The 25942-nt window shown below is 63.9% G+C and carries 27 protein-coding genes; 6 read left to right on the top strand and 21 right to left on the bottom strand.

Annotated features, from left to right (window positions below; genetic code table 11):
- Nucleotides 1-29: 29 nt before the first annotated feature.
- Nucleotides 30-560: a bacterioferritin gene (locus ACF8O8_RS23575; protein WP_004576962.1), complete on the bottom strand. Its 531-nt coding sequence runs from the start codon at nucleotides 558-560 to the stop codon at nucleotides 30-32.
- Nucleotides 561-602: 42 nt separating this feature from the next.
- The gene (gene osmE / locus ACF8O8_RS23570) at nucleotides 603-944 is read right to left on the bottom strand and encodes an osmotically-inducible lipoprotein OsmE (RefSeq protein ID WP_003249613.1); all 342 of its coding nucleotides are present in this window, start codon (nucleotides 942-944) and stop codon (nucleotides 603-605) included.
- A 123-nt stretch (nucleotides 945-1067) separates the two neighbouring features.
- Between osmE and ACF8O8_RS23565 the strand changes: the two genes are divergently transcribed.
- Entirely contained in the window at nucleotides 1068-1958 is an 891-nt protein-coding gene (locus tag ACF8O8_RS23565; RefSeq protein ID WP_003249615.1) for a triacylglycerol lipase, read from the top strand.
- Between the two features lies 1 nt (nucleotide 1959).
- On the opposite strand, the gene ACF8O8_RS23560 is transcribed toward ACF8O8_RS23565, so the two are convergent.
- Entirely contained in the window at nucleotides 1960-2841 is an 882-nt protein-coding gene (locus ACF8O8_RS23560) for a DMT family transporter (RefSeq protein ID WP_350298524.1), read from the bottom strand.
- Nucleotides 2842-3066: 225 nt separating this feature from the next.
- On the opposite strand from ACF8O8_RS23560, the gene ACF8O8_RS23555 reads away from it, so the two are divergent.
- The 3 genes from ACF8O8_RS23555 (at nucleotide 3067) to ACF8O8_RS23545 (ending at nucleotide 5283) form a co-directional block, all read left to right on the top strand.
- The gene (locus ACF8O8_RS23555) at nucleotides 3067-3855 is read left to right on the top strand and encodes a helix-turn-helix transcriptional regulator (RefSeq protein WP_064492499.1); all 789 of its coding nucleotides are present in this window, start codon (nucleotides 3067-3069) and stop codon (nucleotides 3853-3855) included.
- A 63-nt stretch (nucleotides 3856-3918) separates the two neighbouring features.
- Nucleotides 3919-4206, top strand: a complete 288-nt coding sequence (locus ACF8O8_RS23550; protein WP_014592571.1) for a PsiF family protein — start codon at nucleotides 3919-3921, stop codon at nucleotides 4204-4206.
- Nucleotides 4207-4275: 69 nt separating this feature from the next.
- Complete coding sequence (locus ACF8O8_RS23545; RefSeq protein ID WP_014592570.1) at nucleotides 4276-5283, top strand: AI-2E family transporter; 1008 nt, start codon at nucleotides 4276-4278, stop codon at nucleotides 5281-5283.
- Nucleotides 5284-5334: 51 nt separating this feature from the next.
- On the opposite strand, the gene ACF8O8_RS23540 is transcribed toward ACF8O8_RS23545, so the two are convergent.
- Complete coding sequence (locus ACF8O8_RS23540) at nucleotides 5335-6606, bottom strand: Hsp70 family protein (protein ID WP_010955455.1); 1272 nt, start codon at nucleotides 6604-6606, stop codon at nucleotides 5335-5337.
- A gap of 164 nt (nucleotides 6607-6770) precedes the next feature.
- On the opposite strand from ACF8O8_RS23540, the gene cbpA reads away from it, so the two are divergent.
- On the top strand, nucleotides 6771-7730 hold the full coding sequence (cbpA, locus tag ACF8O8_RS23535) for a curved DNA-binding protein (protein WP_010955454.1): 960 nt from the start codon (nucleotides 6771-6773) through the stop codon (nucleotides 7728-7730).
- Between the two features lie 2 nt (nucleotides 7731-7732).
- Nucleotides 7733-8038 carry a chaperone modulator CbpM gene (locus ACF8O8_RS23530; RefSeq protein WP_010955453.1) on the top strand — a complete coding sequence of 102 codons (306 nt, stop codon included), beginning with the start codon at nucleotides 7733-7735 and terminating at the stop codon, nucleotides 8036-8038.
- Between the two features lie 136 nt (nucleotides 8039-8174).
- On the opposite strand, the gene ACF8O8_RS23525 is transcribed toward ACF8O8_RS23530, so the two are convergent.
- From ACF8O8_RS23525 to cbiE, 17 genes are all read right to left on the bottom strand, one after another.
- Nucleotides 8175-8690: a GNAT family N-acetyltransferase gene (locus ACF8O8_RS23525; RefSeq protein WP_392510573.1), complete on the bottom strand. Its 516-nt coding sequence runs from the start codon at nucleotides 8688-8690 to the stop codon at nucleotides 8175-8177.
- A 31-nt stretch (nucleotides 8691-8721) separates the two neighbouring features.
- Nucleotides 8722-9420, bottom strand: coding sequence for an urea ABC transporter ATP-binding subunit UrtE (gene urtE, locus ACF8O8_RS23520; protein WP_010955451.1), 699 nt, complete (start codon nucleotides 9418-9420; stop codon nucleotides 8722-8724).
- A gap of 154 nt (nucleotides 9421-9574) precedes the next feature.
- Nucleotides 9575-10432: an urea ABC transporter ATP-binding protein UrtD gene (urtD, locus tag ACF8O8_RS23515; RefSeq protein WP_010955450.1), complete on the bottom strand. Its 858-nt coding sequence runs from the start codon at nucleotides 10430-10432 to the stop codon at nucleotides 9575-9577.
- Nucleotides 10429-11508 (bottom strand): urea ABC transporter permease subunit UrtC, encoded by a 1080-nt coding sequence (urtC, locus tag ACF8O8_RS23510; RefSeq protein ID WP_010955449.1) that lies wholly within the window; start codon nucleotides 11506-11508, stop codon nucleotides 10429-10431. The genes urtD and urtC overlap by 4 nt, the downstream gene beginning before the upstream one ends.
- The gene (gene urtB / locus ACF8O8_RS23505; RefSeq protein ID WP_064491161.1) at nucleotides 11508-12995 is read right to left on the bottom strand and encodes an urea ABC transporter permease subunit UrtB; all 1488 of its coding nucleotides are present in this window, start codon (nucleotides 12993-12995) and stop codon (nucleotides 11508-11510) included. The genes urtC and urtB overlap by 1 nt, the downstream gene beginning before the upstream one ends.
- Nucleotides 12996-13135: 140 nt before the next feature.
- A complete protein-coding gene (urtA, locus tag ACF8O8_RS23500) occupies nucleotides 13136-14401 on the bottom strand; it encodes an urea ABC transporter substrate-binding protein (RefSeq protein ID WP_003249642.1) in 1266 nt (421 codons plus the stop codon).
- A gap of 249 nt (nucleotides 14402-14650) precedes the next feature.
- A complete protein-coding gene (cycA, locus tag ACF8O8_RS23495; RefSeq protein WP_392510572.1) occupies nucleotides 14651-16057 on the bottom strand; it encodes a D-serine/D-alanine/glycine transporter in 1407 nt (468 codons plus the stop codon).
- A 238-nt stretch (nucleotides 16058-16295) separates the two neighbouring features.
- Nucleotides 16296-17663 (bottom strand): PepSY-associated TM helix domain-containing protein, encoded by a 1368-nt coding sequence (locus ACF8O8_RS23490; RefSeq protein WP_392510571.1) that lies wholly within the window; start codon nucleotides 17661-17663, stop codon nucleotides 16296-16298.
- Nucleotides 17664-17719: 56 nt separating this feature from the next.
- Complete coding sequence (locus ACF8O8_RS23485; protein WP_392510570.1) at nucleotides 17720-19786, bottom strand: TonB-dependent copper receptor; 2067 nt, start codon at nucleotides 19784-19786, stop codon at nucleotides 17720-17722.
- Between the two features lie 66 nt (nucleotides 19787-19852).
- Entirely contained in the window at nucleotides 19853-20284 is a 432-nt protein-coding gene (locus ACF8O8_RS23480; RefSeq protein WP_010955444.1) for a DUF2946 domain-containing protein, read from the bottom strand.
- A gap of 22 nt (nucleotides 20285-20306) precedes the next feature.
- Nucleotides 20307-20792 (bottom strand): copper chaperone PCu(A)C, encoded by a 486-nt coding sequence (locus ACF8O8_RS23475; RefSeq protein WP_003249653.1) that lies wholly within the window; start codon nucleotides 20790-20792, stop codon nucleotides 20307-20309.
- 47 nt (nucleotides 20793-20839) lie between these two features.
- A complete protein-coding gene (locus tag ACF8O8_RS23470; protein ID WP_010955443.1) occupies nucleotides 20840-21229 on the bottom strand; it encodes a DUF2946 domain-containing protein in 390 nt (129 codons plus the stop codon).
- A 218-nt stretch (nucleotides 21230-21447) separates the two neighbouring features.
- Nucleotides 21448-22302, bottom strand: a complete 855-nt coding sequence (locus tag ACF8O8_RS23465; RefSeq protein ID WP_012053830.1) for an SPFH domain-containing protein — start codon at nucleotides 22300-22302, stop codon at nucleotides 21448-21450.
- A 26-nt stretch (nucleotides 22303-22328) separates the two neighbouring features.
- Nucleotides 22329-22766, bottom strand: a complete 438-nt coding sequence (locus ACF8O8_RS23460) for an NfeD family protein (protein WP_003249659.1) — start codon at nucleotides 22764-22766, stop codon at nucleotides 22329-22331.
- Between the two features lie 128 nt (nucleotides 22767-22894).
- The gene (locus ACF8O8_RS23455; RefSeq protein WP_010955440.1) at nucleotides 22895-23614 is read right to left on the bottom strand and encodes a cobalt-precorrin-6A reductase; all 720 of its coding nucleotides are present in this window, start codon (nucleotides 23612-23614) and stop codon (nucleotides 22895-22897) included.
- Nucleotides 23611-24705 (bottom strand): cobalt-precorrin-5B (C(1))-methyltransferase, encoded by a 1095-nt coding sequence (locus ACF8O8_RS23450; protein ID WP_392510569.1) that lies wholly within the window; start codon nucleotides 24703-24705, stop codon nucleotides 23611-23613. The genes ACF8O8_RS23455 and ACF8O8_RS23450 overlap by 4 nt, the downstream gene beginning before the upstream one ends.
- Nucleotides 24698-25909, bottom strand: a complete 1212-nt coding sequence (gene cbiE, locus ACF8O8_RS23445) for a precorrin-6y C5,15-methyltransferase (decarboxylating) subunit CbiE (RefSeq protein WP_392510568.1) — start codon at nucleotides 25907-25909, stop codon at nucleotides 24698-24700. The genes ACF8O8_RS23450 and cbiE overlap by 8 nt, the downstream gene beginning before the upstream one ends.
- Nucleotides 25910-25942: the final 33 nt, after the last annotated feature.

Here is a 25942-nt window from a genome sequence, read left to right as displayed (position 1 = left end):
CAAAAGCGGCCCCTTGAGGGTGTCAGAAATCAAAGGCCTTGCAACAGGTCGGACATATCGTCCGCGTGCTCCTCTTCCTGCGCCAGGATGTCTTCGAAGATACGACGGGTAGTCGGGTCTTTATCCCCGATGTATTGAATGATCTCGCGGTAGCTGTCGATGGCAATGCGCTCTGCCACCAGGTCTTCCAGCACCATCTCTTTGAGCGAATTGCCGGCCACGTACTGGGCATGCGAGTGCTTGGTCAGGTTGTCGGGGTTGAAGTCCGGCTCCCCGCCCAGTTGCACGATGCGTTCGGCCAATTTGTCGGCATGTTCGGCTTCCTGGTTGGCATGTTCCAGAAACTCCTCGGCAGCCACACTGGCTTTGATGCCGCTGGCCATGAAGTAGTGGCGCTTGTAGCGCAGCACACAGACCAGCTCGGTGGCCAGCGATTCATTAAGCAGGCGCAGGATCTGTTCACGGTCGGCGTGGTAACCCTCGGTCACTGCGCCTTGCTCCACATGCTGGCGTGCACGCTCGCGCAGGGTTTTCACATCGGTCAGTTCAACATTGCTCATGGTTATCTCCAGCAGGGGTCAGGGTCGGGTCGGAACACAGGCTTACGCGCCATGCAGGGCGTCGCTGTCCTCCTGGCGTTGCTTGCAGGTCTTGAAGCCTTTGGCATCCACATGGCCGGTGGCATCGAAGCGCACGTAATAGGGCTGCTGCTTGCCATCGTGGTTGAGGATGTAGTCGTTGCAGGTGCCCCCGTGTGGCAGGTCGATCACGCTCGACGGGCTGCCGCCAATGGCGATGACCTTCTGCATGGTCATACCGTTCTCCACCTGCTTGACCAGCGGCTCATCGCGGTAGGTGACGTAATCCACCGGGTTTTCCGGACGGCTGCCGCAGGCGGCCAGGGTGGCGCTTGCCAGAAGGATTGCCAGGGTCTGCTTGTACATGGTCCCGCTCCTTGCAAAGGGTCTGTGTGGTTTTGAACCACAGCGCGCGCCAGGAGTTCGATTGCGATGGTCATGATGGCCGCTGTAGTGTTGGCCCGTCGTACACGCAAAGGAGCTGCGGCAATGCAGCAGGATTTGGCAACGCGATACCCGCTGGTGCTGGTGCCAGGCATGCTCGGGTTTGTCCGGATGGTGCTCTACCCCTACTGGTTCGGCATTGTGCCGGCCTTGCGCAAGGGCGGGGCGCAGGTGTTTCCGGTGCAGGTTTCGCCGCTGCATTCCAGCGAGGTGCGCGGCGAGCAGTTGCTGGCGATCATCGACGATATCTGCCAACGTACCGGCGTCGACAAGGTCAACCTCATCGGCCACAGCCAGGGCGCCCTGAGCGCGCGTTACGCAGCGGCCAAACGGCCGGAGCGGGTGGCGTCGGTCACCTCGGTGGCGGGGCCCAACCATGGCTCCGAGCTGGCCGACCACCTGGAACGCACGGCACCGGGCCATTCACCCCAGGGGCGCGTCCTCAAGGCCGTGCTGCATGGGTTTGCCGTGCTGCTGGTGTGGCTGGAAACCGGCTGGCGTCGTGACCCGCTGCCGGTAGATGTGCACGCCTCGCACCAGTCGCTGACCAGCGCCGGGGTGGCGCTGTTCAACCAGGCTTATCCACAGGGCCTGCCGCAAACCTGGGGTGGGGAAGGGGCCTATGAGGTCAATGGCGTACGCTATTACTCCTGGTCCGGCACCTTGCAGCCCGGCCTGACAGACCAGGGGCGCAACCGCTTCGACGGCAGCAGCCGCTTCTGCCGCCTGTTCGCACGCAGTTTCATCAAGGAAAAGGGCCATTGCGACGGCATGGTCGGGCGTTTCAGTTCGCACCTGGGGCAGGTGATCGGCGACGATTACCCGCTCGATCACCTGGACATCGTCAACCAGTCGCTCGGTGCCGTGGGCAAAGGCGCGGAGCCTGTGCGGCTATTCACCGAACATGCCGCCCGGCTCAAGGCGGCGGGGCTTTAGCTCAAGTGCCTTGGCGGCGGATCGGCGTGGTCCAGCGTTCGGCCAGCACTACCCCGGCCAGGGTCAGCAAGCCGCCGACCAGGTGGTAACTGGCCAGTTGCTCATCGAGCACCACGGCGGCGATCAGCGCAGTGACCAGCGGCAGCAAGTTGAAGAACAGTGTGGTGCGGCTGGGCCCCAGGCGGTGCACGGCCTGCATCCACACCAGTGGCGCGATCATCGAGGCCAGTACGCAGGCATACAGGACCAGGCCGATGTTGTGGCTGTTCAGGCCGGTCTTGTCCGACAGCAAGAACAGCGGTAGCAACACGACGATGGCCACCAGAACCTGCAGGTACAGCAGCTGCATCGGCGGCAGGCGCAGCTGCCATTTCTTCAGCAGGAAGCTGTACAGCGCATAGGCCAATGTAGCCACCAGCATCAACAGGTCGCCGCTGTTCAGCCCATGCTGCAGCAGGCTGGCGGGGTGGCCGGCACTGACCACTTCAAGCACGCCAAAGAATGACACCACCGCGCCCAGCAGGGCACCGTAGCTCAGGCGCTGGCCCAGCCAGGCGATGGACAGCGCCAGTGACATCAGCGGCATCAGCGAGAGGATGATGCCCATATTGGTGGCACTGGTGATGCCGGCGGCGAAGTAGGCCAGGCTCTGGTACATCGCCATGCCCAGCACGCCGAGCACGAACACCTTGGCCAGGTGCGGGCGGATGGCTGCACGGTTGCGCCACACGGCGGGCAGCAGGAACGGCGTGAACAGCAAGGCGGCCAGCAACCAGCGGTAGAAGCCGATCTCCGCAGGGTGGATGGCACCGGCGGACATCTTGGTAACCACGGTGTTGCCGGCCCAGATGAGGATGGCGGTGAGGGGGAACAGGTAGTTCATGCAGCAGGGTACTCGCTGGGGGCTGGAATGGGGCTGCTTTGCAGCCCTTCGCGGGTGAACCCGCTCCTACGGGGGATACACAGGCCTGGAGGCTGGCGCAGATCCTGTGGGAGCGGGGAGCCCGCGAAGGCCTGCAAGGCAGGCCCTCGATAGGCCTGTATTATCGAGTGTCTGTTTACAAGCCTATACTTCTATCCAGACAACCGACCCTGCAAAGCAGACAACATGCCGCGTAAATACCTCGATATCCCCCAGTTCACCCAACTGCCGGCCCCGGTGTACTTCCGCCACGACGAGTTCGTTGCCGACACCCACAGCGCCGTGCACCAACACGCCTGGGGCCAGCTGAACTACACCGCCCACGGCGTGATGCAACTGGATGTGGCCGGCCAGCGCTTCCTGTCGCCGCCGCACTACGCCGTTTGGGTGCCGCCCGACACCGAGCACGGCTGCTACAACCCCCAGGCCATCGTCTACCGTTCTATCTATCTCGACCGCAGCCTGTGCGCAGCGCTGCCACCGCACCCGTGCAGCCTGATGATCAGTGACATCCTCAAGGCCATCCTCGGTGACTTCGCCCGGCGCAATCTCAAGGTGGCCGAGGACGAGCGTGACCAGCGCCTGGTACAGGTACTGCTTGACCAGTTGCTGCTGGCGCCCACCTTGGCCTGCTACCTGCCGTTTGCCCACAGCGATGGCTTGCGCCAGGTGCTCGACGCGCTCAGCGCCGAGCCGGGGGACAACCGCCCGCTGGCCGACTGGGCCGCACGCGTACACGTCAGCGAACGCACCCTGGCCCGCCAGTTTCTGCGCGAGCTGGGCATCAGCTTTGGCGAATGGCGCCTGCGCCTGCGTTTTCTGCGTGCCATCGAAGCGCTGGAAGCCGGCCTGCCGATTCAGGCCATTGCCTTCGACCTTGGCTATAGCAGCGCTTCGGCGTTCATCGCCATGTTCCAGCGCCAGGCCCGGTGTACGCCCGAGCAGTACCGCCGGCAGGCGCGGGCGGGGCGCTGAACATTCTTGGCTACACTCAGCTCGATCACCGTGCATCGGGCGCGGAGCCAAGGAGACCACTCCATGAAAGTGCTGCAAATCCCGTTACTGGCGCTGGCGGTGTTGTTCAGTGCCCAAGGTTTCGCTGCCAATACCGCGCAGCAGGAAAAGATGAAAACCTGCAACGCCGACGCCACTGCCAAGGCCCTCAAGGGCGATGAACGCAAAGCGTTCATGAGCACCTGCCTGAAAAAGGATGTGCCTCAAACCCAGCAAGAAAAAATGAAGACCTGCAATGCTGACGCCACCACCAAAGCCCTGAAGGGGGATGAGCGCAAGGCCTTCATGAGCGATTGCCTGAAGAAGAAATGACCTGCGCCTATGCCTGCGCCGCCAAGGCTGGCAGACTGCGGCATTCCCGCTGTCTGCCGTCGAGGCTGTATGACCTTTACCCCCCGTCAGATCACCCTGGCCAGCCTGATCATCGTCATGGCTGGGCTGCTGCTGGCTTTGCCCCTGAAGTTGCTGCCCAGCCTGCTGGCCGGTCTGCTGGTGTTCGAACTGGTCAACATGCTGACCCCGCGCCTGCAACCGCTGCTTGCTGGCCAACGCGCGCGCTGGCTGGCCGTGGCGTTGCTCGGCACGCTGGTGGTCAGCACCCTGACACTGCTGATTGCCGGTGCCTTCAGCTTCCTGCTGCACGAGGCGGAAAACCCCGGCGCCTCGCTGGACAAGTTCATGGCCTTGGTCGAGCGAGCCCGCAGCCAGTTGCCCCCTTTCATCGAGGGCTACCTGCCTGCCAGTGCCGCAGAGTTCAAGGTGGCCATCGGCGACTGGATCAAGAGCCACCTGAGCGATTTGCAGCTGGTGGGCAAGGGTATGGCGCACATGTTCGTGACGATGCTCATCGGCATGATCCTCGGTGCCATCATCGCTTTGCAGCGCATTCCCGATATTTCCCGGCGCAAGCCCCTGGCGGCGGCGCTGTTCGAACGTCTTAGCCTGCTGGTGAAAGCGTTTCGCAACATCGTGTTCGCGCAAATCAAGATCTCGCTGCTCAACACGATCTTCACCGGCATTTTCCTGGCCGTGGTGATGCCACTGTTCGACGTACACCTGCCGCTGACCAAGACGCTGATCGTGCTGACCTTCCTGCTGGGCTTGCTGCCGGTGATCGGCAACCTGATGTCCAACACCTTGATCACCATCGTCGGCCTGTCGCTGTCGATCTGGGTGGCGGCAGCGGCGCTGGGTTACCTGGTCGTCATCCACAAGATCGAGTACTTCCTCAACGCGCGGATCGTGGGTGGGCAGATCAGTGCCAAGGCGTGGGAATTGCTGCTGGCGATGCTGGTATTCGAGGCGGCGTTCGGGCTGCCTGGTGTCGTGGCGGGGCCCATCTACTATGCCTATCTGAAGAGTGAGCTGAAGCGGGCGGAGCTGGTCTGATCATGTAGTGGCCTGTACCGGCCCTTTCGCGGGTACAGGCTAAACGACAAATCAGGCCGCGCCGTAACGCTTGCGCGCCTCGATGGCCAGCCCGCTACCAATGCTGCCAAAGATATTGCCTTCCACATGCCGTGCATTCGGCAGCATCGCCGAAACACTGTTGCGCAGCGCCGGAATGCCGCTGGAGCCACCGGTGAAGAACACCGTATCGACCTGGCCTTCGCTTACCCCAGCTTTGGCCAGCAGTTCGGTCACGCTACCGCGCACGCGCTCCAGCAGGCCTTCGATCGCCTCTTCGAACAGCGTGCGGGTCAGTTCCGCAGTCAGCTCGGGCTCGACGCGGCGCAGGTCGATGTGGCGGCTGTCATGCTCGGTCAGCTCGATCTTGCTGGCTTCCACTTCCATCGCCAGCCAGTGCCCGGCGCGCTGTTCGATCAATTTGAACAGGCGATCGATGCCGAAGCTGTCCTCGATGTCATAGCGCATGCTGCCCAGCGCCAACTGTGACTTCTGCGAATACAAGGCGTTGATGGTGTGCCAGGTGGCCAGGTTGAGGTGGTAGCTGGTCGGCATCAGCGCACCGCTCTTCATGCGGCTGCCATAGCCAAACAACGGCATCACGCCCTGAAGGCTCAGTTGCTTGTCGAAGTCGGTACCGCCAATGTGCACACCGCCGGTGGCGAGGATGTCGCTTTGGCGCTCGGCGACCAGATGGCGCTCGGGCGACAGGCGGATCAGGGTGAAGTCCGAGGTACCACCGCCGATGTCGACGATCAGTACCAGCTCTTCGCGGCTGATGCTCGACTCATAGTCGAAGGCCGCGGCAATCGGCTCGTACTGGAACGACACGTCCTTGAAGCCGATTTTGCGCGCCACTTCGGCCAAGGTGTCCTCGGCCTCCTGGTCGGCAGCCGGGTCTTCGTCGACGAAGAACACCGGGCGGCCCAGCACCACCTGGTCGAATTCACGGCCAGCGGCCGCCTCAGCGCGCTTCTTGAGCTCGCCGATGAACATGCCCAGCAGGTCCTTGAACGGCAAGGCGCTGCCCAGCACGCTGGTGTCGTGCTTGATCAGCTTCGAGCCCAGCAGGCTTTTCAGCGAGCGCATCAGGCGGCCTTCGTAGCCTTCCAGGTACTCGTGCAGCGCCAGGCGGCCATACACCGGGCGCCGCTCTTCGATATTGAAGAACACCACCGAGGGCAAGGTGATCTTGCCGTCTTCCAGGGCAATCAGCGACTCGACGCCAGGCCGATGCCAACCGACTGTGGAGTTGGAGGTGCCAAAGTCGATGCCCAGGGCGCGGGCCGGGGATACGTCAGACATGGGAAATGGGCTTCCGGAGGCAAAACGGCCGCGCAGTGTATGCCAGTTGGCTACAGAATCAAGACCAGTCGTCTGCCTTGAGGCAAACCCAAGTCGGTCTTGAAAGGCTATGCTTGACCCCTATCTTCAGTTGCAACATGCACATTCACATTGGTGATCCATAAATGGACTTCAAAGACTATTACAAGATACTCGGCGTAGAGCCCACTGCGGACGAAAAGGCGATCAAGGCCGCGTACCGCAAACTGGCGCGCAAGTATCACCCCGATGTCAGTAAGGAGCGCGACGCCGAGGAGAAATTCAAGGAGGCCAACGAGGCCTATGAGGTGCTGGGCGACGCGCAGAAACGTGCCGAGTTCGATGAAATCCGCAAGTACGGCGGCCAGCATGGCCGGCCGTTCCAGGCACCACCGGGTTGGGAAAGCCGCGGTGGTGGCGGCGGCTTCGAAGGCGGCGACTTCTCCGACTTCTTCAGCTCGATCTTCGGTGGGCGCAGTGCGGGTGGCAACCCCTTCGGTGGCGCCCGGCAGCAGCAACGCAGTGCTGGCAGGCGGGGGCAGGACGTGGAGCTTGAACTGGCAGTGTTCCTTGAAGAGACCCTGAGCAAGGAGTCCAAGCAGATCAGCTTCCAGGTGCCGCAAACCAATGCCATGGGCCAGCGCACCGGCTTCACCACCAAAACCTTGAACGTGAGGATTCCGGCTGGGGTGACCGACGGCGAGCGCATCCGCCTCAAGGGCCAGGGCGCGCCCGGCAGCGGTGGCGGGGCCAACGGTGACCTGTTCCTGACCATCCGCATGGCACCGCACCCGCTGTTCGATGTCGAAGGTCATGACCTGATCATCACTGTGCCGTTGGCACCGTGGGAGGCGGCCCTGGGCGCCAAGGTGGCGGTTCCGACCCTGGATGGCAAGATCAACCTGACCATCCGTCCTGACAGCCAGAGCGGCCAGCGCCTGCGTGTACCGGGCAAGGGCCTGGCGAACAAACAGGGAGAGCGCGGCAACCTTTATGCGCAGCTCAAGGTGGTCATGCCGCCCGCGTCGGACGAATCTGCCCGCGAACTCTGGACCAAGCTTTCCGAGAAAGCTGCGTTCAACCCGAGGACACAATGGAGTAAGTGATCATGAGCAGCACCCTGATCGTTCAACTGGACATGCGTACCCTGTGTCAGGAAGCCGATGTCACGGCTGAATGCGTGATCGAAATCGTCGAGCACGGCATTGTCGAACCTTCCGGGCGAACGCCGGAGGACTGGCTGTTTGACGATCAGGCGCCGTTGGTGACCAAACGAGCGGTGAAGCTGCACCAGGAGCTGGAACTGGAGTGGGAAGGGGTGGCGCTGGCGCTGGAGCTGTTGCAGGAAGTGCAGCAGTTGCGCAGTGAGAACAGCATGCTGAAGCAGCGGCTGGGCCGGTTTATCCAGTTGTAGGCCGGCCGTGCCGGCATCTGTGGGAGCGGCCTTGTGTCGCGATGGGCTGCTTTGCAGCCCCAGATCTTTGCTCCACCGCAAAATTGCCGGGGCTGCTTTGCAGCCCTTTCGCGATGCTCACACGATGGACCGCATTTCAGGTCGGTTCGGCGCCCGGGTTCAGCACCAGTTGCATGAAGGTCAGATCAAGCCAGCGGCCAAACTTAACCCCCACCTGCGGCATCTGGCCGGTCACCACGAAGCCCAGCCGCTCATGCAGGCGCACCGAAGCTGCATTGCCACGCTCGATCGCTGCCACCATCACATGCTTGCCACATCCGCGCGCGCGTTCGACCAGCACCGCCATCAACACCGGCCCGAGCCCTTTGCCACGCTGGTCGCTGCGCACGTACACCGAGTGCTCAACGGTCAGGCGAAAGCCCTCGAAAGGTCGCCAGTCGCCAAACGAGGCATACCCCAGCACGCCGGTTTCATCGACCGCCACCAGAATCGGGTAGCCCTGCTGCGCACGCGCTTCAAACCAGGCCTGGCGGTTGTCGAGGTCCACCGGGGTTTCGTTCCAGATCGCCGTGGTGTTGAGCACCGCGTCGTTGTAGATGTCGAGTATGCCTGGCACGTCGGTGTGCAGGGCATCGCGAATTTCGTAGCTCATGACAGCGTCTCGCAAGGTCGTTGCTCGCAGATTAAATGGTTACCAGCCCGCGTACACCTTCGGCTTGCATGTTTTCGCCGCGACCGCGCTGGATGATTTCGCCACGGGCCATGACCAGGTACTGGTCAGCCAGCGCCTCGGCAAAGTCGTAGAACTGCTCCACCAGCAAAATCGCCATGTCGCCACGCTCGGCCAGGCGGCGGATGACCGCGCCGATTTCCTTGATCACCGAGGGCTGGATGCCTTCGGTCGGCTCGTCGAGAATCAGCAGGCGCGGGCGGCTGGCGAGGGCGCGGCCGATGGCCAGCTGTTGCTGCTGGCCGCCAGACAGGTCGCCACCGCGGCGCTGTTTCATCTGCTCCAGCACAGGGAACAGTTCGTAGATGAAGGCCGGGACCTCGCGGGCTTCACGGGCGGGGAAGCGCGACAGGCCCATCAGCAGATTTTCCTCGACGGTCAGGCGCGGGAAGATCTCGCGGCCCTGGGGCACGTAGGCGATGCCGGCCTGCACCCGTTGCTGCGGTTTGAGCGCGGTGATCGGCTTGCCTTCCCATTCGATGCTGCCGTCGCGGGCGGGCACCAGGCCCATCAGGCAGCGCAGCAAGGTGGTCTTGCCCACGCCGTTGCGGCCCAGCAGGCAGGTCACTTCGCCGATCTTGGCTTCGAAGGACAGGCCGCGCAGGATGTGGCTGCCGCCGTAGTACTGGTGCAGGGTGTCGATCTTGAGCATGTGAGAGTTCCTGAAAGGGATGCTGTGCCTGTGCCGGCCTCTTCGCGGGTAAACCCGCTCCTACGACGGGAACCGCCCCATGGCATTACGCCCACTGTAGGAACGGGGTTACCCGCGAAGAGGCCGGCACAGGCTCCAAAAATTTCAAATCCGGTCACCGGCCCAGATACACCTCGACCACCCGCTCATCTGCCTGCACCTGCTCCAGCGAGCCTTCTGCCAGCACGCTCCCCTGGTGCAGCACGGTCACATGGTCGGCAATGCTGCCGACGAAGCCCATGTCATGCTCCACCACCATCAGCGAATGCTTGCCGGCCAGGCCCTTGAACAGCTCGGCGGTAAATTCGGTCTCGGCATCGGTCATGCCTGCCACCGGTTCATCCAGCAGCAGTAGTTGCGGCTCCTGCACCAGCAGCATGCCGATCTCCAGAAACTGCTTCTGCCCATGCGACAGCAAGCCGGCCTGGCGCTGGGCCAGCGGCAGCAGGCGCAAGGTGGTCAGCACGTCCTCGATGCGCTGGCGCTGGTCACCGCTCAGGCGCGCGGCCAGGCTGGCCCACACCGACTTGTCGGTCTTCAGCGCCAGCTCCAGGTTCTCGAACACGGTCAGCGCTTCGAACACTGTGGGCTTCTGGAACTTGCGGCCAATGCCGGCCTGGGCGATCTGGTATTCGCTCATGCGGGTCAGGTCGAGGGTGTCGCCGAAGTAAGCCGTGCCGCTGTCGGGGCGGGTCTTGCCGGTGATTACGTCCATCATCGTGGTCTTGCCGGCGCCGTTGGGGCCGATGATGCAGCGCAGCTCGCCCACCCCGATGTACAGGTTCAGCGTGTTGAGCGCCTTGAAACCATCGAAGCTGACGCTGATGTCTTCCAGGCTCAGCACCGTACCGTGGCGGGTATCCAGGCCGGCCTTGCGGCTTTGGCCCAGGCCGATGGCATCGCGCCCGGCGCCGAGGTTGTCGAATACCGGTTCCAGCATGAACTCCGGGTGGACTGGGGGCACGCCTCTCATGGCTGGCTCCTTTTCTTCAACAGGCCGACCACGCCCTTGGGCAGGTACAGGGTAACGAGGATGAACAACGCGCCGAGGAAGAACAGCCAGAACTCGGGGAAGGCCACGGTGAACCAGCTTTTCATGCCGTTGACCAGGCCGGCACCGAGCAGCGGACCGATCAGCGTGCCGCGCCCGCCCAAGGCTACCCAGACGGCGGCTTCGATCGAGTTGGTCGGCGACATCTCGCTGGGGTTGATGATGCCCACCTGCGGCACGTACAGGGCACCGGCCAGGCCGCACAGCACGGCGCTCAGTACCCACACCAGCAGCTTGAAGCCGCGCGGGTCGTAGCCACAGAACATCATGCGGTTTTCAGCGTCACGCACGGCGGTGAGCAGGCGGCCGAACTTGCTGCGGGTCAGGCGCCAGCACAGGTACAGGCTGGCCAGCAGCAGGGCCACGGTCAGCAGGAACAACACCGCGCGGGTGCCCTGGGCTGCAATGTCGAAGCCGAGGATGGTGCGGAAGCTGGTGAAGCCGTTGTTGCCGCCGAAGCCGGTTTCGTTGCGGAAGAACAGCAGCATGCCGGCAAAGGTCAGGGCCTGGGTCATGATCGAGAAGTACACGCCCTTGATCCGCGAGCGGAAGGCGAACCAGCCGAACACCAGCGCCAGCAGCCCGGGTGCCAGCACCACCAGGCACAGGGCCCAGGCGAAATGCTGGGTACCGGCCCAGTACCAGGGCAGCTCGGTCCACGACAGGAAGGTCATGAACCCAGGCAAGCCGTCGCCGGCGGCCTGTCGCATCAGGTACATGCCCATGGCATAGCCGCCCAGGGCGAAGAACAGGCCATGGCCCAGTGACAGCAGCCCGGCATAGCCCCAGACCAGGTCCAGGGCCAGGGCGACGATGGCGTAACAGAGAATCTTGCCGACCAGGGTCAGGGTGTAGGCCGACACGTGCAGGGCATGATCTGCCGGCAGCAGTGAGCACAGTGGCAAAGCCACCAGCAGCAGGACGACGACGGCACCGATGGCAAGGGTCAGGCGTGGGCCGGCCTTTTGCGTAGCAGTGACAAGCAGTGGCTGGTTCATCAGTCGATTACCCGTCCCTTGAGGGCGAACAGGCCTTGCGGGCGTTTCTGGATGAACAGAATGATCAACGCAAGGATGAGGATCTTGCCGAGTACGGCACCGATCTGCGGCTCCAGCAGCTTGTTGGCGATGCCCAGGCCGAACGCGGCCCAGAGGCTACCGGCCAGCTGCCCGACGCCGCCGAGCACCACCACCAGGAACGAATCGATGATGTAGCTCTGGCCCAGGTCCGGGCCGACGTTGCCCACCTGGCTTAAAGCCACGCCACCGAGCCCTGCGATGCCCGAGCCAAGGCCAAAGGCGAGCATGTCGACGCGCCCGGTGGACACGCCGCAGCAGGCGGCCATGTTGCGGTTCTGGGTGACTGCGCGCACGTTCAACCCCAACCGGGTACGGTTGAGCAGCAGCCAGGTAAGCAGCACCACGGCCAGGGCGAAGCCGATGATGACCAGGCGGTTGTACGGCAGCACCAGGTTGGGCAGCAGCTGGATGCCGCCGGACAGCCAGGCCGGGTTGCTCACTTCGACGTTCTGCGCGCCGAACAGCAGGCGGATGGCCTGGATCAGGATCAGGCTGATGCCCCAGGTGGCCAGCAGGGTTTCCAGTGGGCGGCCGTACAGGTGGCGGATCACCGTGCGCTCCAGCGCCATGCCTACCCCGGCACTGACGGCGAAGGCCACCGGCAGGGCAATCAGCGGGTAGAACTCGATGGCGCCTGGGGCGAAGCGCTGCAGCAGTACCTGGACCATGTAGGTGCTGTAGGCGCCGAGCATCAACATCTCGCCATGGGCCATGTTGATCACCCCGAGCAGGCCGAAGGTGATCGCAAGGCCCAGCGCTGCCAGCAGCAGGACCGAACCCAGCGACAGGCCGCTGAAGGCCTGGCCGAGCAGCTCGCCTACCAGCAGTTTGCGCTTGACCTGGGCCAGGCTCGTTTCGGCGGCTGTGCGCACGCCCGGGTCTAGTTCTGCATCGGGCTGCAGCAGGGCTTCGAGGCGGGTGCGGGCCAGCGGGTCGCCGGTTTCACCCAGCAGGCGCACGGCGGCCAGGCGTACCGCAGGCTCGCTGGCGCCCAGCTGCAGGTTGGCCAGGGCCAGACCGAGGGCGGCCTGTACGGCGGCGTCCGGCTCGGCGGCGAAGCGCCGGTCGAGGAAGGCCATTTGCGCGGGTTGTGCGCTTTTCTGTAGTTGCTGGGCTGCGGCCAGGCGGGTTTCGCTGTTGTCGCTGAGCAACTGGTGGCTGGCCAGGGCGTTGTCGATCAGGCCGCGCAGGCGGTTGTTCAGGCGCACCTTGCGCGTGTCATCGGTGGCGATGCGGCCTTGGCGCAGGTTTTCCAGCAGCGGCAGGCGCGCGGCATCGGGTTGTGCTGCCCAGCCTTCGAGCAGGCCGGCCTGCTCGGCGGGCTTGGCGGTGAGAAAGAATTCGCCCTCGCTGGCGTGGGTTGCCAGGGGGATTAGCAGCAGGAGGGTGAGCAGGAGTCTGAGCATGCGGGCAATCCTGGAAATCGGTGTTGGATTCTTCGCGGGTGAGCCCGCTCCTACACAGAGACGGTGCAAGGTTTGAAACCTGCGCGGTCCTTGTAGGAGCGGGTTCACCCGCGAATGGGCTGCAAAGCAGCCCCATGCACTCAGTTACCTTTCACGGCGTAATCTGGCCGCTTGTCATTGCCCGGAATGAACGGGCTCCATGGCTGCGCCCGCAGCGGCTGCTCGGTTTCCCACACCACGCTGAACTGGCCGTCATCCTGAATCTCGCCGATCATCACCGGCTTGTGCAGGTGGTGGTTGGTCTTGTCCATGGTCAGGGTGAAGCCCGACGGCGCCTCGAAGCTCTGCCCGGCCAGTGCTTCGCGGACCTTGTCGACGTCGGTGGACTTGGCTTTCTCCACCGCTTGTGCCCACATGTGGATGCCTACATAGGTGGCTTCCATGGGGTCGTTGGTCACGGCCTTGTCGGCACCCGGCAGGCCCTTGGCCTTGGCGTAGGCCTTCCAGTCGGCGACAAACTTCTGGTTGACCGGGTTATCCACCGATTCGAAGTAGTTCCACGCCGCCAGGTGGCCCACCAGCGGTTTGGTGTCGATGCCGCGCAGTTCCTCCTCGCCCACCGAGAAGGCCACCACCGGCACGTCGGTGGCCTTCAGGCCCTGGTTGGCCAGTTCCTTGTAGAACGGCACGTTGGAGTCACCATTGACTGTGGAAATGACCGCGGTCTTGCCGCCGGCGGAGAACTTTTTGATGCTGGCGACAATGGTCTGGTAATCAGCGTGGCCAAACGGCGTGTACACCTCTTCGATGTCCTTGTCGGCCACGCCTTTGCTGTGCAGGAATGCGCGCAGGATCTTGTTGGTGGTGCGTGGGTAGACGTAGTCGGTGCCCAGCAGGAAGAAGCGCTTGGCGCTGCCGCCGTCCTCGCTCATCAGGTATTCCACGGCCGGGATGGCTTGCTGGTTCGGGGCGGCGCCTGTGTAGAACACGTTCGGCGACATCTCTTCGCCCTCATACTGCACCGGGTAGAACAGCAGGCCGTTGAGTTCTTCGAACACCGGCAGAACAGACTTGCGCGACACGGATGTCCAGCAGCCGAACACCACGGCCACTTTGTCCTGGGTCAGCAGTTGACGGCTCTTTTCAGCGAACAGCGGCCAGTTGGACGCCGGGTCGACCACCACCGGTTCCAGCATCTTGCCGTTCACGCCACCCTTGGCGTTGATCTGCTCGATGGTCATCAGCGCCATGTCCTTGAGCGATGTCTCGGAAATGGCCATGGTCCCGGAAAGCGAATGCAGGATACCGACCTTGATGGTCTCGGCGGCCTGGATACTCCAGCTCAGGCCCATCGCCGCGATCGATGCGCTGAGGGTAAGGGCCTTGATCAGACTGCGACGCTTCATGTGCTCTCTCCGCTGAGTTTTTTATGGTGTTGGGCAAGCGGGGAGGGCGTTGCAAGGGCTGTGCCTAGTGGCGAAAGGTACGGTTTAGAGGGGCTGTGCGAGGTCTTGGGGCGTTGGTTGGATCCAGGTTGGTGCCTGATGGATTTGTGTGCACAGGATTGGGGCCGCGGTGCGGCCCATCGCGACACAAGGGCGCTCCCACATCGGACGGCGTACACCGTGCCTTCGTGGGAACAGCCCCCGAGGCCATCAGCCGTTACGCACGGCCGTGCGGGGATGGCGCCTGCTGCGTACGAGCTGGTAGGTCACCGCCAGCACGACAAACCAGATCGGTGTCACCACCAGTGCTGAACGGGTATCCGCCTCCAGGCTCAGCAACACCAGGATGAACGCAAAGAACGACAGGCACACGTAGCACATGAAGCGCCCGCCCGGCATCTTGTAGTTCGATGCCTGGTGCAGCGCCGCGCGGTCTTTGCGGTACTTCAGGTATGACAGCAGGATCAGCGTCCACACGAACATGAACAGTACCGCCGACACGGTGGTGACCAGGGTGAATGCCTCGACCACGTTCGGCACCAGGTAGATCAGCACCGCACCGAGCAACAGGCAGGTGCACGAGAAATACAGGCCGTTGGCCGGCACCGAACGGCTCGACAGCTTCTCGAAAGCCTTGGGCGCGTCACCTTCCTGCGACAGGCCGTAGAGCATGCGGCTGGTGGAGAACACGCCGCTGTTGGCCGACGAAGCCGCCGAGGTCAGCACCACGAAGTTGATGATGCTTGCCGCCGCCGGCAGGCCTGCCAGCACGAACAACTCAACGAACGGGCTTTTGCCGGGCACCACATCGCGCCACGGGGTCACGGCCATGATCGCGATCAGCGCCAGCACATAGAACACGATGATACGGACCGGGATCGAGTTGATCGCCCGCGGCAGGGTGCGTTCCGGGTTCTTCGCTTCGGCGGCGGTGGTACCCACCAGCTCGATGCCGACGAAGGCGAACACGGCGATCTGGAAACCGGCGAAGAAGCCCATCAGGCCATGGGGGAACATGCCGCCATCATTCCACAGGTTGGCCAGCTGGGCGGTGCGCCCGCTTGGCGAGGTGAAGCCGGTGATGACCATGTACAGGCCGGTAGCGACCAGGCCGAGGATGGCAACGATCTTGACCAGGGCGAACCAGAACTCCATTTCGCCGAACATTTTCACGGTGACCAGGTTCAGCGACAGCAGCAGCCCTACGCAGGTCAGCGCCGGTATCCACTGCGGCAGGTCGGGGAACCAGAACTGCGTGTAGGCGGCGATCGCGACCACGTCGGCAATGCCGGTGACCACCCAGCAGAACCAGTAGGTCCAGCCAGTAAAGTAGCCGGCCCAGGGGCCGAGCAGGTCGGCGGAAAAGTCGATGAACGACTTGTAGTTCAGGTTCGACAGCAGCAGTTCGCCCATGGCGCGCATGACGAAGAACAGCATGAAGCCGATAATCATGTAGACGAAGATGATCGATGGCCCGGCCAGGCTGATGGTCTTGCCTGAGCCCATGAACAGACCGGTACCGATCGCGCCGCCGATGGCGATCAGCTGGATGTGGCGGTTGGTCAGGTTGCGTTGCAGGTGCTGCTCTTCTTGTGGTTTTGGTGAAATTGCGGTCATAAGCTGCATTCCCTTGAAAGTCGCCGGCTAGGCTAACACGGGCGTTCCAATTCGAGATCGCGACAGATCGCCACGATTTTCAGATGGCAGCCGTGCTTTCGCAGGAAAAGTTCGAGACCTTCACCGGCCTCTTCGCGGGCATGCCCGCTCCCACAGGTATCGCGCCACGCCTGAGGGCGGCAGAGATCCTGTGGGAGCGGGCAAGCCCGCGAAGAGGCCAGTGCAGGTTATGCAGGGCTCAGGCGCTGGCCAGCTCCCGGCGGCGGCGCAATACCAGGCTGTCCACCACCCACATCACCACCATCGATACGCCCACCAACGGGAACATCAGCCCCAGCACCAGCATCACCCCCACCGCGGCCTTCCAGCGTGGCAGGTCATGACGCAAAGGCGGCACGCCCAGCCCGCCTTCAGGCCGGCGCTTCCACCACATCACCAGCCCGCTCACCGAACCCAGCAGAATCATCAGGCACACCAGCAGGATGATGATCTGGTTCAGCGCCCCGAACATCTTGCCCTCATGCAGCATCACCCCCAGCTCGGTGGCGCGGGCAACCGGGCTGTAGTCGTGCCAGCGCACATCGGCCAGAACCTTGCCGGTGTATTGGTCGACATGCAGGGTGGCGTCGTTGCGCGGGTCGTCGGCGAACACGGCAATGGTGAACACGCCGTCTGCCGTGGTGGGCAGGGTAATGCTGTAGCCCGGCTCGACCTGACGCGAAGTGGCAATGTCTTCGACTTGCTGCACGCTCACCTGGGGCGCTGCGGGCATGTCCGACATCATGTGGTGCCCGGCGTGCTCGGCGTGTGCACCGGACTGTGGCATCGGCGTGTTTTCCATGGCCCAGGGCACGGTCTGGCGGTGTGCGCTGTTCAGCTCACGCGCCTGCTGGTCCGACTTGGGCACGTCGTTCCACATGGCTGCCGGGAAGCGGTTCCACAAATCAGCGTACTGCTTGCCCCACAAGCCGGTCCAGGTCATGCCGCTGACCAGCATCAACAACAGCAAGGCCGAACCCCAGAAACCGGTTACCGCGTGCAGGTCTCGCCAGAACAGCCGGCCGCGCGCCGACAGCCGCGGCCAAAGCACGCCAGCGCCACTGCGCCCGCGCGGCCACCACAGGTACAGGCCCGATACCACCAGCACGATGCCCCAGCCCGCAGCCAGTTCCACCAGCCGGTCACCGACCGTGCCGACCATCAGCTCGCCATGCAGGGCGCGGGCGATAGCCTGCAGGTTCTGCTTGCCGTCCTGTTCGCCGAGGACCTTGCCGCTGTATGGGTCGACGAACACGTTCAGTTCGCGCCCGCCGTCATGCACCACGAACTGCGCACTGCGCGCGGCGTTCAGTGGCGGCAAGTACTGGGCGATGTGGCCCTTTGGGTAGGCTTGGCGCACTTCAGCCAGCATCGTGTCTGCGCCCTGCCGGTGCTGGCCGGCCTCGACCACCATCAGGTCGCGGTACAGCAGCGGGGCGAGCTGGGGCTTGAACAAGTAGATGATCCCGGTGATTGCCAACAGGATCATGAACGGGGCCACGAACAGCCCCGCATAAAAATGCCAACGCCAGGCCAGGTTATAGAAAGAGACGCGTGTTCCTCTCATGGGAACCTCCTTTTTTGACCAGCTGAAAGGCGCAACCGAAGCTGCGCCCGTTGTTGTCAGAAGCTGAAGTCGACCTTGGTCCAGAAGGTCCTGCCTGGCTCATTGACCGGCTGTGGATCTGTAGCCGGGTAGCCGAACCCGGCGTTCCCGGCCAGGTTCAAGTGCTCGGCGTAGGTTTTGTCGAACAGGTTGTCGACCCCTGCGCTGAGCTTGAGGTTGTTGTTCACCTTGTAGGCGCCGTTCAGGGAGAACACGCCGAAGCCGGCGCTCTTGTCGTAGTCCTTGCCGACGACGTTCCCTTGGTTTTCGGCAATGCGGTTTTGCGCCGCCACCAGCCGCCACAGTGCGCCGACGCTCCACACGTCGCGGCTGTAGGTCAGGCCCAGGCGGCTTTCCAGGGGAGGCATTTGAGGTAGCGCCTTGCCGTCACTGCTGTTCTTGCCCCAAGCGTAGGCAAGCGTGGCGTCGGCCTTCCAGTTGTCAGTCAGCTGGTAGGCGGCGCCCAGTTCGCCACCCATGATGCGGGCGTCGATGTTTTGCGCCTGGGAGGTGCTCATGCCCATCATGCCGGTGCGGTAGTCGAACAGGATGTAGTCGCGAATCTGCCCGACATAGCCCGAAGCCCAGGCCTCCAGGCGCTCGGTGCGGTACTGGATGCCGAAGTCGAGCTGGGTGGTTTTCTCTGGCTTGATGCCGTCGAAGGCATTGGCTGCCCCGGGTGGTGCCAGCTTGGGTGAAAACAGCTCCCAGTAGTCGGGGAAGCGCTGGGCATGGCCGAGACCGATGTAGGTGGTGGCCGGAATGGCTGCCAGGTCGTGCTCGTAGCGGATGAAACCGCTCGGCAAGGTGTCGGCACGGGTGTCGCCTTCGGTGGCGCTGGTTTTGCGGAAGTCACGCGCCGAGGCGCGGTCCAGGCGGGCGCCGGTAATCAAGCGGTCCTCACCGCTGACGTACCAGGTCAGTTCGCTGAAGGCGCCGTAGTTGTGGAAGTCGGCGTCCTTGGTCCAGGCCTGGCCCTTGTGTGCGTCCACACCCATACCGCCACGCTGGCGATGTTCGTTGGTTTGCGCGTCAATCCCGCTGATCAGTTGCACGTCGGCCCAGCGCCAGGTGGCTTTGATGCGTGCGCCCATGGTGCGGCGGTCGACGTTGCTGACCATCGGCATGCCCATCATGCCGCTACCCGACGGCGTGCGCAGGCTGTAGTTGTCCATCACATGGTCGGCGTAGTTGTAGTAGACCTGCGCCTCGACCTTGTCGAGCACCTCGCCGAGGTTGGACTTTTCAAAGCGCAGGCCCAGGCTTTCGCGCTTGAACTGCGAGCCGTCCATGCCGCGCCCGGCGTAGCGGGCTTCGCCGTCACCCTTGCCGGCAGTCAGTTCCAGCAAGGTGTCCTGGTCGGGTGTCCAGCCGAGGGCGACATCGCCGTTCCACTTTTCCCAGCGCGACGGCACGGTGTCGTTGTTGCCGTCGTGGTAGTCGTCCGAGCGTGACTGGTTGCCGACGAAGCGGGCATAGCCCTGACTGTTGCCGGCCGCGGCATCCAGCACCTTGTCGAAGCGGCCGTTGGAGCCGGCCAGCAGGCTTGCGTTGACGCGGCTGCCGAGGGTGCCGAATTTCTCAGGTTCGCGCTCGAAGAGGATGGTGCCGGCCGAGCCGCCGGGCCCCCAGATGACGCTCTGCGGGCCTTTGATCACGGTCAGGCGGTCGTAGGTTTCTGGCGAGATATAGGACGTGGGTGCGTCCATGCGATTGGGGCAGGCTCCAAGCATCAAGCCGCCGTTGGTGAGGATGTTCAGGCGCGAGCCGAACATGCCGCGCAATACCGGGTCGCCGTTGGTACCGCCAGCACGGATTGCCGAGAAGCCGGGGATGGTCTTCAGGTAGTCGGCGCCGTCGCTGGCCGGCACTGGCTGGCGCGGGTCTTTCGGGTTGGTGACCACAGTCAGCGGCGAACTCGGGGCCACGGCGGTGATCACCGTCGGGCTCAACTCGGGTGCGTCGTGCACATGGTCTTCATGGCCAGGGCCGGCGGCCAGGGCCATGGGCGCGAGCAGCGAGCCGCACAGGGCGGCGATGGTCCCACGCAGGGACAAGGCAAAAACAGGGGTGCAGCCGGACATAATGATTCCAGTCGATCAGTCATGAGTTAGCGCGAAGCCTCCTGGCTTCGTGCGCAAAATGTTGTTTCAGACGTTGATCGAAGAAGGCGGGGCGCGGCTGCGCGCACCAGGGAATACAGCCTGCCGGGCATGGCCCTGGTGCGTTGGCGCAAGCAGGTGGGTGGTGGGGGCGATGCTGCCGGCGCTGAGCGGGCTGAGGGCCTGGGGCAGGGCCGGGCAGTTGAACAACAGGCTGCAGTAACCGCACTTTTCCCACATCACATGCAACTGGCCATCGCCGCCGTGGCCGTGATGGGCGTCGCCGCCATGCTGATGGGCAGCCGCCATCGGCATGTCCATCGGCATGTTCATGCCCGCGTGGTGGTCCATCGGCATCGACTGGGAGATCAGCGGGCCGATGAAGATCATCCACATGGCGAACAGGCTCAGCCATCCGCCACCGGCGCGCCTGAGGTCAGGGCGGGTGGTACGGCCGATGCTGTGGCGCGGCAGGCTCATGGCGCGTGCCTGTCAGCAGGTATCAGTGCGCGTGTTCGTGGGCTTGCGGTTGGTCCGCAGGCGCCTGCTTCTGTACGGCCACTTCGACGGTGATGTCGCCGGCCTTTTCGAAGTGCAGGGTCAACGGGAAGCGTTTGCCGTCGCTGAGCAGGCTGCGGTCCTTGGGCTGCATCAGCATCACATGGTAGGCACCGGGGGCAAAGGTCAGGTCCTTGCCGGCAGGCACTACCACGCTGGGCACCTGTTGCATCTTCATGGCGCCAGTGGCGCTCATGGCATGCTCGTGAAGTTGCGCGTCATCGCTGATGGGGCTGTCGACGCTGAGCAGGCGGTCATCAGCCTGGCCATTGTTGTGCACCACGAAATACGCGGCGACGTTAGGCGCGTTGGGTGGCAACTGCAGCGACCACGGGTGGGCAATGTGCAGGTCACCCACGCTGTATTCGTGGGCATTGGCAAAGGCGCCAGGCAGCAGCAGGGCGGCCATGACGAGGGCGTGCTTGAGCATGGTGAATCTCCGTTTCCGTTCTGGTTCAGGCAGACAGCATGATGAACTCAGGCTAGCGGAGAGGCACGAGGGTTTAGCCCAGGCCAGAGCTGGCGGGGCGTGGGTGTGTACTTGGCAGGTGGCGGCAGCAGCCCGCTGAGCAGTGTCGGCGGGTTGTGCAACTGTGGCGGGTAGCCGGGCAGGGCCAGCAGCGGCACGGCACCGGAGCAGCACCAGCAGTTCATCATGCCGACGCTGTCGTCACTTTGCGGGCCGAGGTCGATCTTGGCCAGGGCCTGAACGTCGACGTTGGCCTTGTTGGCCATGCTGGAACAGAAAGCCCCCCACAGCAGCTGCTCGGCCGTGCCCTTGGGCGCAGCAGAAGACAGCGGCATGGCCAGCAGGTTGAACAGCACTGCAAGGCAGGCTATCCAGGCAATGTGCCGACGTGGGGGCATGGAGAGATCCGGTCAGGAATCGTGGTGGCTATTGTACGGCGGAGTATAGGTAAAAATGCCGGGGTGCGGTGAAGTGACGCAGGTGGTCTGGTAATGGGGGCTGCTGTGCAGCCCATCGCGACACAAGGCCGCTCCCACAGAATTGCGGCAGCCTCGAATACTGCGCTGTCCTGTGGGGCCTTGTGTCGCGATAGGGGCGCAAAGCGCCCCCGACACTCTCAAACCTTGTTGCGGCCCATCAACCCGCGCACGGTCTCTTGCAGGTCAGCCGGCAACACCACCACCTTGGCATTGCTGCTCCCCGCGAGATTCTCCATCGCGCCCACATAGCGTTCGCCCAATAGGTACATCGCCGGTACGGTTTCGTTGCCTACCGCTTCCTTCACCAGCGAAATCGAGCGCGCCGAGGCCTCGGCCAGGCTGATCTGTGCCTCGGCATCCAGCCTGGCCGCCTGCAGGCGCGCCTCTGCTTCGAGGATCGCCGCCTGCTTGGCCCCTTCGGCGCGGGTAACGTCGGCCTTGCGCTCACGTTCGGCTGCGGCCTGGCGTTCCATGGCCAACTGCATGTTTTCCGAGGGTTTGATGTCTTGAATCTCCACCGAGCGCACGGTCACGCCCCAGTCTTCGGTCTGCTCGGACATTGCATCGCGCAGGCGGGCCTTGATCTGCTCGCGGCTGGACAGCGCCTCGTCGAGGTCCATTGCACCGACGATGGCGCGCAGCGAGGTCATGGTCAGGCTGGTGACGGCGAACGAGAAGTCCTGCACACCATACGAGGCTTTCTGCGGGTCGACTACCTTGGCGAAACACAGGGCGTTGGCGACGATTACCGCGTTGTCCTTGGTGATGATTTCCTGCTGCTGCACATCGAGGATGATGTCCTTGGTCGGCAGGCGGTAGGCGACAACGTCCATGTAGGGGATGACAATGTTCAGGCCCGGCTTGAGGGTGCTGTGGTAGCGACCCAGGCGTTCGACGATCCACTCCTCGCCCTGGGGCACGATGCGCACCCCCTTGAACACGGTGATCAGGACGAACAGGGCGATGGCGCCGACGACGATGAGGCTGGTCATGCTGCAAAATTCCTTTTAATGCGGATTCAGGCCCGGATAACGCGGGCGGTGTTCCCCTCGATGGCGGTCAGGCGTACCCGCTCGCCGGCGGCGATCTGGCTATCGGCGATGCAGGTCCATTCTTCGTTGCCGAGGATCGGCTTCTGGAAGCGTACGCGGCCTTTCTGGAACTCCGACACGGGAGCGGTCAGCAGGCCCACTTCGCCGATCACGCTGTCGGCGGTCCAGCGCACATCCGGCTGCTTGCGCCGGAACACTTTGAACCACAGCACGGTGGTGGCCGACGACAGCAGTACCCACAGCAGGACCTGCATGTCCAGTTGCAGGCTGGGTGCGGCGAGCGAGATAAGCGAGACCAGCACGGCGCCGATGCCGAACCAGAGTATGAAGAACGTTGGGAGGACCAGTTCAAGCAGGATCAGCGCAATGCCGAAGACCAGCCAGATCCACCATTGCATTTCCATATGGGTGAAACCTTCCGGGGGAGGGGCGTCGAGTTTAAGGCAGCAGATCTGCAACGGGCCACTGGGTTGGTTGGAAGAAAAGTCTGAAATCCTTGTAGGAGTGCCTTTGTGTTGCGAAAGGGCAGCGCCTAAAGGGCGAGCGCTGTGGCCAGATCCGTCAGTGAGTCGAATGCCCGGTCCACCTCCGGCAGCGTCGGACGTTTCAGGACAAGCACCGGCACGCCAAGCTCCCGCGCCACTTCCAGCTTCGGCTCGGTCGCCACACTGCCGCTGTTCTTGCTGATCAGCACATCGATGTGGCGGCGCTGGAACAACGCCCGCTCATCCTCGATATGGAACGGCCCACGTGCGCCAATCACTTCACAGCGCTCGTTGCCAGGGCACGCCTCCAGCGCACGCAAGGTCCAGAACTGCTCCGGCGGAATCTCGTCCAGGTGCTGCAGCGGCTCGCGTCCTAGCGTGAACAGTGGCCTGCGGAACGGCTTCAGTGCTTCGATCAACCCTGCCCAATCCTCGACTTCTCGCCAGTCGTCCCCTGCTTGCGCCTGCCAGGCGGGACGACGCAAGGCCCAGCACGGGATGCCGGCGTTGCGTGCGGCGCTGGCGGCATTGCGGCTGATTTGCGCGGCATAGGGGTGGGTGGCGTCGATCAGCAGGGTGATGCCCGCTTCGCGCAGGTAGCGGGTCAGGCCCTCGACACCGCCATAGCCCCCGACCCGCACCTGGCATTGCAAGCCCTGGGGCACGCGGCCGATACCGGCCAGGCTGTAGACATGTCGAGGCCCGAGTTGGCGGGCCATCGCCAGGGCTTCAGTGACCCCTCCCAGCAACAGGATGCGCGCAGTCATTGCACACCCGCCTGGCCGACGATGCCGCCTTGGCGGTCGATGGCGAACACTTCCACGTGCACCTGCGCCGGCACGACGCTACGGGCGAAGGCCAGGGCGTGGGCACACACCGCGTCACCCAGGGCAATGCCGGCCGCATGAGCCAGGGCGAGCGCTTGCTGGCTGGTGTTGGCGCCGCTGATGGCAGCCTGCAACGCCTCGTCAGCGCCAATGTCTGCGGCCCAACCTGCCAGTTGCGGCAAGTCGATGCTGGAGTGACGGCTGTGCAGGTCCATGTGCCCGGCGGCCAGTTTGCTGATCTTGCCGAAGCCGCCGCACAGGGTCAGGCGCGGCACCGGTACCTTGCGCAGGTGCTTGAGCACCGCGCCGACGAAATCGCCCATTTCGATCAGGGCGATTTCCGGCAGACCGTAGACGCGGCGCATGGTGTCTTCGCTGGCATTGCCGGTGCACGCGGCTATGTGCGTGTAGCCATTGGTGTGGGCCACGTCGATGCCTTGGTGGATCGAGGCAATGTAGGCCGCGCAGGAGAACGGCCGCACGATGCCGCTGGTGCCGAGGATCGACAGCCCACCGAGAATGCCCAGACGCGGGTTCATGGTTTTCAGGGCCAGCTGCTCGCCACCTTGCACATTGACCGTGACCTCGAAGCCGCCAAGGTAGCCACACGCGTCGGCCAGGTGTTGCAGGTGTTCACTGATCATGCGCCGAGGCACCGGGTTGATGGCCGGTTCACCCACAGCCAGCACCAGCCCCGGCCGGGTCACCGTGCCCACGCCGCTGCCGGCGACAAAACCAATGCCAGGTTCCGCCAGCAGGCGCACCTGGCTATAGACCAGGGCACCGTGGGTCACGTCCGGGTCGTCACCTGCATCCTTGAGGGTGCCGGCTTCGGCGCACTCGCCGATCAGGCGGCAGAATTCCAGGCGCATCTGCACGACCTTGCCTTTGGGCAGGGTGATGTCCACCGCATCGTTACGCTGCCCGGTGAGCAGCAGCTTGGCCGCTGCCAGGCTGGTGGCGGTGGCGCAGCTGCCGGTGGTAAGGCCGCTGCGCAGAGGCGCGGGCTGTTCGCGGGTTTCTTCACGCATCGGCGGGTTTCAGTACTTCGAGAAGGGTGATCGGCAGCGCCTGGCGCCAAGTGTCGAATGCACCCAAGGGCTGGGCATGCGCGACATGGATGCGGGTCAGCTCACCACCGTGCTGTTCGCGAAAGTGCGCGAGGGCCAGTTCGCTTTGCAGGGTGACGGCGTTGGCCACCAGGCGGCCGCCGGGGCGCAGGCTTGCCCAGCACAGGTCCAGTACACCTGTGCGGGTAACGCCGCCTCCAATGAAGATTGCATCCGGTTGTTCCAGGCCTTGCAGCGCCGCTGGCGCCTTGCCGCGAATCAGTTGCAGGCCGGGTACACCCAATGCATCGCGGTTATGCTCGATCAAACCCTGGCGGCCTTCGTCGGCCTCGATGGCCAGCGCGCGGCATGCCGGGTGGGCGCGCATCCATTCGATGCCGATCGAGCCGCAGCCCGCGCCCACATCCCACAACAGTTCGCCAGGCTGCGGTGCCAGGCGCGCCAGGGTGATGGCGCGGACATCACGCTTGGTCAACTGGCCATCGTGCCGGTATGCGGCGTCTGGCAGCCCGGCCAGCCGGTGCAGGCGGGGGGCATCCGGTGTAGCCAGGCATTCGATGGCGACCAGGTTGAGCGCCGCGATACCGGTGTGCGGCCAGTCCTGGGCGGTGCCGGCCAGTGCACGTTCGTCCACGCCCCCCAGGTGCTCGAACACCTGCAGGCGGCTAGGGCCGAAGCCGTGCTCGCGCAGTTGCGCGGCAATTGCCGCCGGGCTGTCGCCATCGTTGCTCAGCACCAGCAGGCGCATGCCGCTGTACAAGTGGGCATTGAGCGCTGCCAGGGGGCGGGCCACCAGCGACACCACCTGCAGGTCCTGCAGCGGCCAGCCCAGGCGGGCAGCGGCCAGGGCGCAGGAAGAGGGCAGCGACAACACGCGCATTTCTGTAGCAGGCACCTGGCGTGCCAGGCTGGCGCCGACGCCGTAGAACATAGGGTCACCGCTGGCCAGCACGCACACCGGCTCGCCGCGAAGGGCCAGCACCGGGGCCAGCGAGAACGGGCTGGGCCAGGCCAGCTGTTCAGCGGTCACGCAACGTGGCAGCAAGGCCAGCTGGCGCGGGCTGCCGAAGACCCGGCCAGCGCCCAGCAGGGCGCGCCGGGCCTGTTTGCCCAGGCCGCTGAAGCCGTCTTCGCCGATGCCTACTACTGTCAGCCAGGGTGTCATGTATTTCAATCCGCCATTTTTGGGGCCGCTTCG

Source organism: Pseudomonas sp. TYF_14 (assembly GCF_043105275.1).
Taxonomy (GTDB): Bacteria; Pseudomonadota; Gammaproteobacteria; order Pseudomonadales; family Pseudomonadaceae; genus Aquipseudomonas; species Aquipseudomonas alloputida.
The sequence above is the reverse complement of the archived record's forward strand: the minus strand, read 5'-3'. Positions and strand labels throughout refer to the sequence as shown.

Coding starts and splice junctions, on each gene's coding strand:
- ACF8O8_RS23575 (WP_004576962.1), bottom strand. CDS start 560: ATGAGCAATGTTGAACTGACCGATGTGAAAACCCTGCGCGAGCGTGCA.
- osmE (WP_003249613.1), bottom strand. CDS start 944: ATGTACAAGCAGACCCTGGCAATCCTTCTGGCAAGCGCCACCCTGGCC.
- ACF8O8_RS23565 (WP_003249615.1), top strand. CDS start 1,068: ATGCAGCAGGATTTGGCAACGCGATACCCGCTGGTGCTGGTGCCAGGC.
- ACF8O8_RS23560 (WP_350298524.1), bottom strand. CDS start 2,841: ATGAACTACCTGTTCCCCCTCACCGCCATCCTCATCTGGGCCGGCAAC.
- ACF8O8_RS23555 (WP_064492499.1), top strand. CDS start 3,067: ATGCCGCGTAAATACCTCGATATCCCCCAGTTCACCCAACTGCCGGCC.
- ACF8O8_RS23550 (WP_014592571.1), top strand. CDS start 3,919: ATGAAAGTGCTGCAAATCCCGTTACTGGCGCTGGCGGTGTTGTTCAGT.
- ACF8O8_RS23545 (WP_014592570.1), top strand. CDS start 4,276: ATGACCTTTACCCCCCGTCAGATCACCCTGGCCAGCCTGATCATCGTC.
- ACF8O8_RS23540 (WP_010955455.1), bottom strand. CDS start 6,606: ATGTCTGACGTATCCCCGGCCCGCGCCCTGGGCATCGACTTTGGCACC.
- cbpA (WP_010955454.1), top strand. CDS start 6,771: ATGGACTTCAAAGACTATTACAAGATACTCGGCGTAGAGCCCACTGCG.
- ACF8O8_RS23530 (WP_010955453.1), top strand. CDS start 7,733: ATGAGCAGCACCCTGATCGTTCAACTGGACATGCGTACCCTGTGTCAG.
- ACF8O8_RS23525 (WP_392510573.1), bottom strand. CDS start 8,690: ATGAGCTACGAAATTCGCGATGCCCTGCACACCGACGTGCCAGGCATA.
- urtE (WP_010955451.1), bottom strand. CDS start 9,420: ATGCTCAAGATCGACACCCTGCACCAGTACTACGGCGGCAGCCACATC.
- urtD (WP_010955450.1), bottom strand. CDS start 10,432: ATGAGAGGCGTGCCCCCAGTCCACCCGGAGTTCATGCTGGAACCGGTA.
- urtC (WP_010955449.1), bottom strand. CDS start 11,508: ATGAACCAGCCACTGCTTGTCACTGCTACGCAAAAGGCCGGCCCACGC.
- urtB (WP_064491161.1), bottom strand. CDS start 12,995: ATGCTCAGACTCCTGCTCACCCTCCTGCTGCTAATCCCCCTGGCAACC.
- urtA (WP_003249642.1), bottom strand. CDS start 14,401: ATGAAGCGTCGCAGTCTGATCAAGGCCCTTACCCTCAGCGCATCGATC.
- cycA (WP_392510572.1), bottom strand. CDS start 16,057: ATGACCGCAATTTCACCAAAACCACAAGAAGAGCAGCACCTGCAACGC.
- ACF8O8_RS23490 (WP_392510571.1), bottom strand. CDS start 17,663: ATGAGAGGAACACGCGTCTCTTTCTATAACCTGGCCTGGCGTTGGCAT.
- ACF8O8_RS23485 (WP_392510570.1), bottom strand. CDS start 19,786: ATGTCCGGCTGCACCCCTGTTTTTGCCTTGTCCCTGCGTGGGACCATC.
- ACF8O8_RS23480 (WP_010955444.1), bottom strand. CDS start 20,284: ATGAGCCTGCCGCGCCACAGCATCGGCCGTACCACCCGCCCTGACCTC.
- ACF8O8_RS23475 (WP_003249653.1), bottom strand. CDS start 20,792: ATGCTCAAGCACGCCCTCGTCATGGCCGCCCTGCTGCTGCCTGGCGCC.
- ACF8O8_RS23470 (WP_010955443.1), bottom strand. CDS start 21,229: ATGCCCCCACGTCGGCACATTGCCTGGATAGCCTGCCTTGCAGTGCTG.
- ACF8O8_RS23465 (WP_012053830.1), bottom strand. CDS start 22,302: ATGACCAGCCTCATCGTCGTCGGCGCCATCGCCCTGTTCGTCCTGATC.
- ACF8O8_RS23460 (WP_003249659.1), bottom strand. CDS start 22,766: ATGGAAATGCAATGGTGGATCTGGCTGGTCTTCGGCATTGCGCTGATC.
- ACF8O8_RS23455 (WP_010955440.1), bottom strand. CDS start 23,614: ATGACTGCGCGCATCCTGTTGCTGGGAGGGGTCACTGAAGCCCTGGCG.
- ACF8O8_RS23450 (WP_392510569.1), bottom strand. CDS start 24,705: ATGCGTGAAGAAACCCGCGAACAGCCCGCGCCTCTGCGCAGCGGCCTT.
- cbiE (WP_392510568.1), bottom strand. CDS start 25,909: ATGACACCCTGGCTGACAGTAGTAGGCATCGGCGAAGACGGCTTCAGC.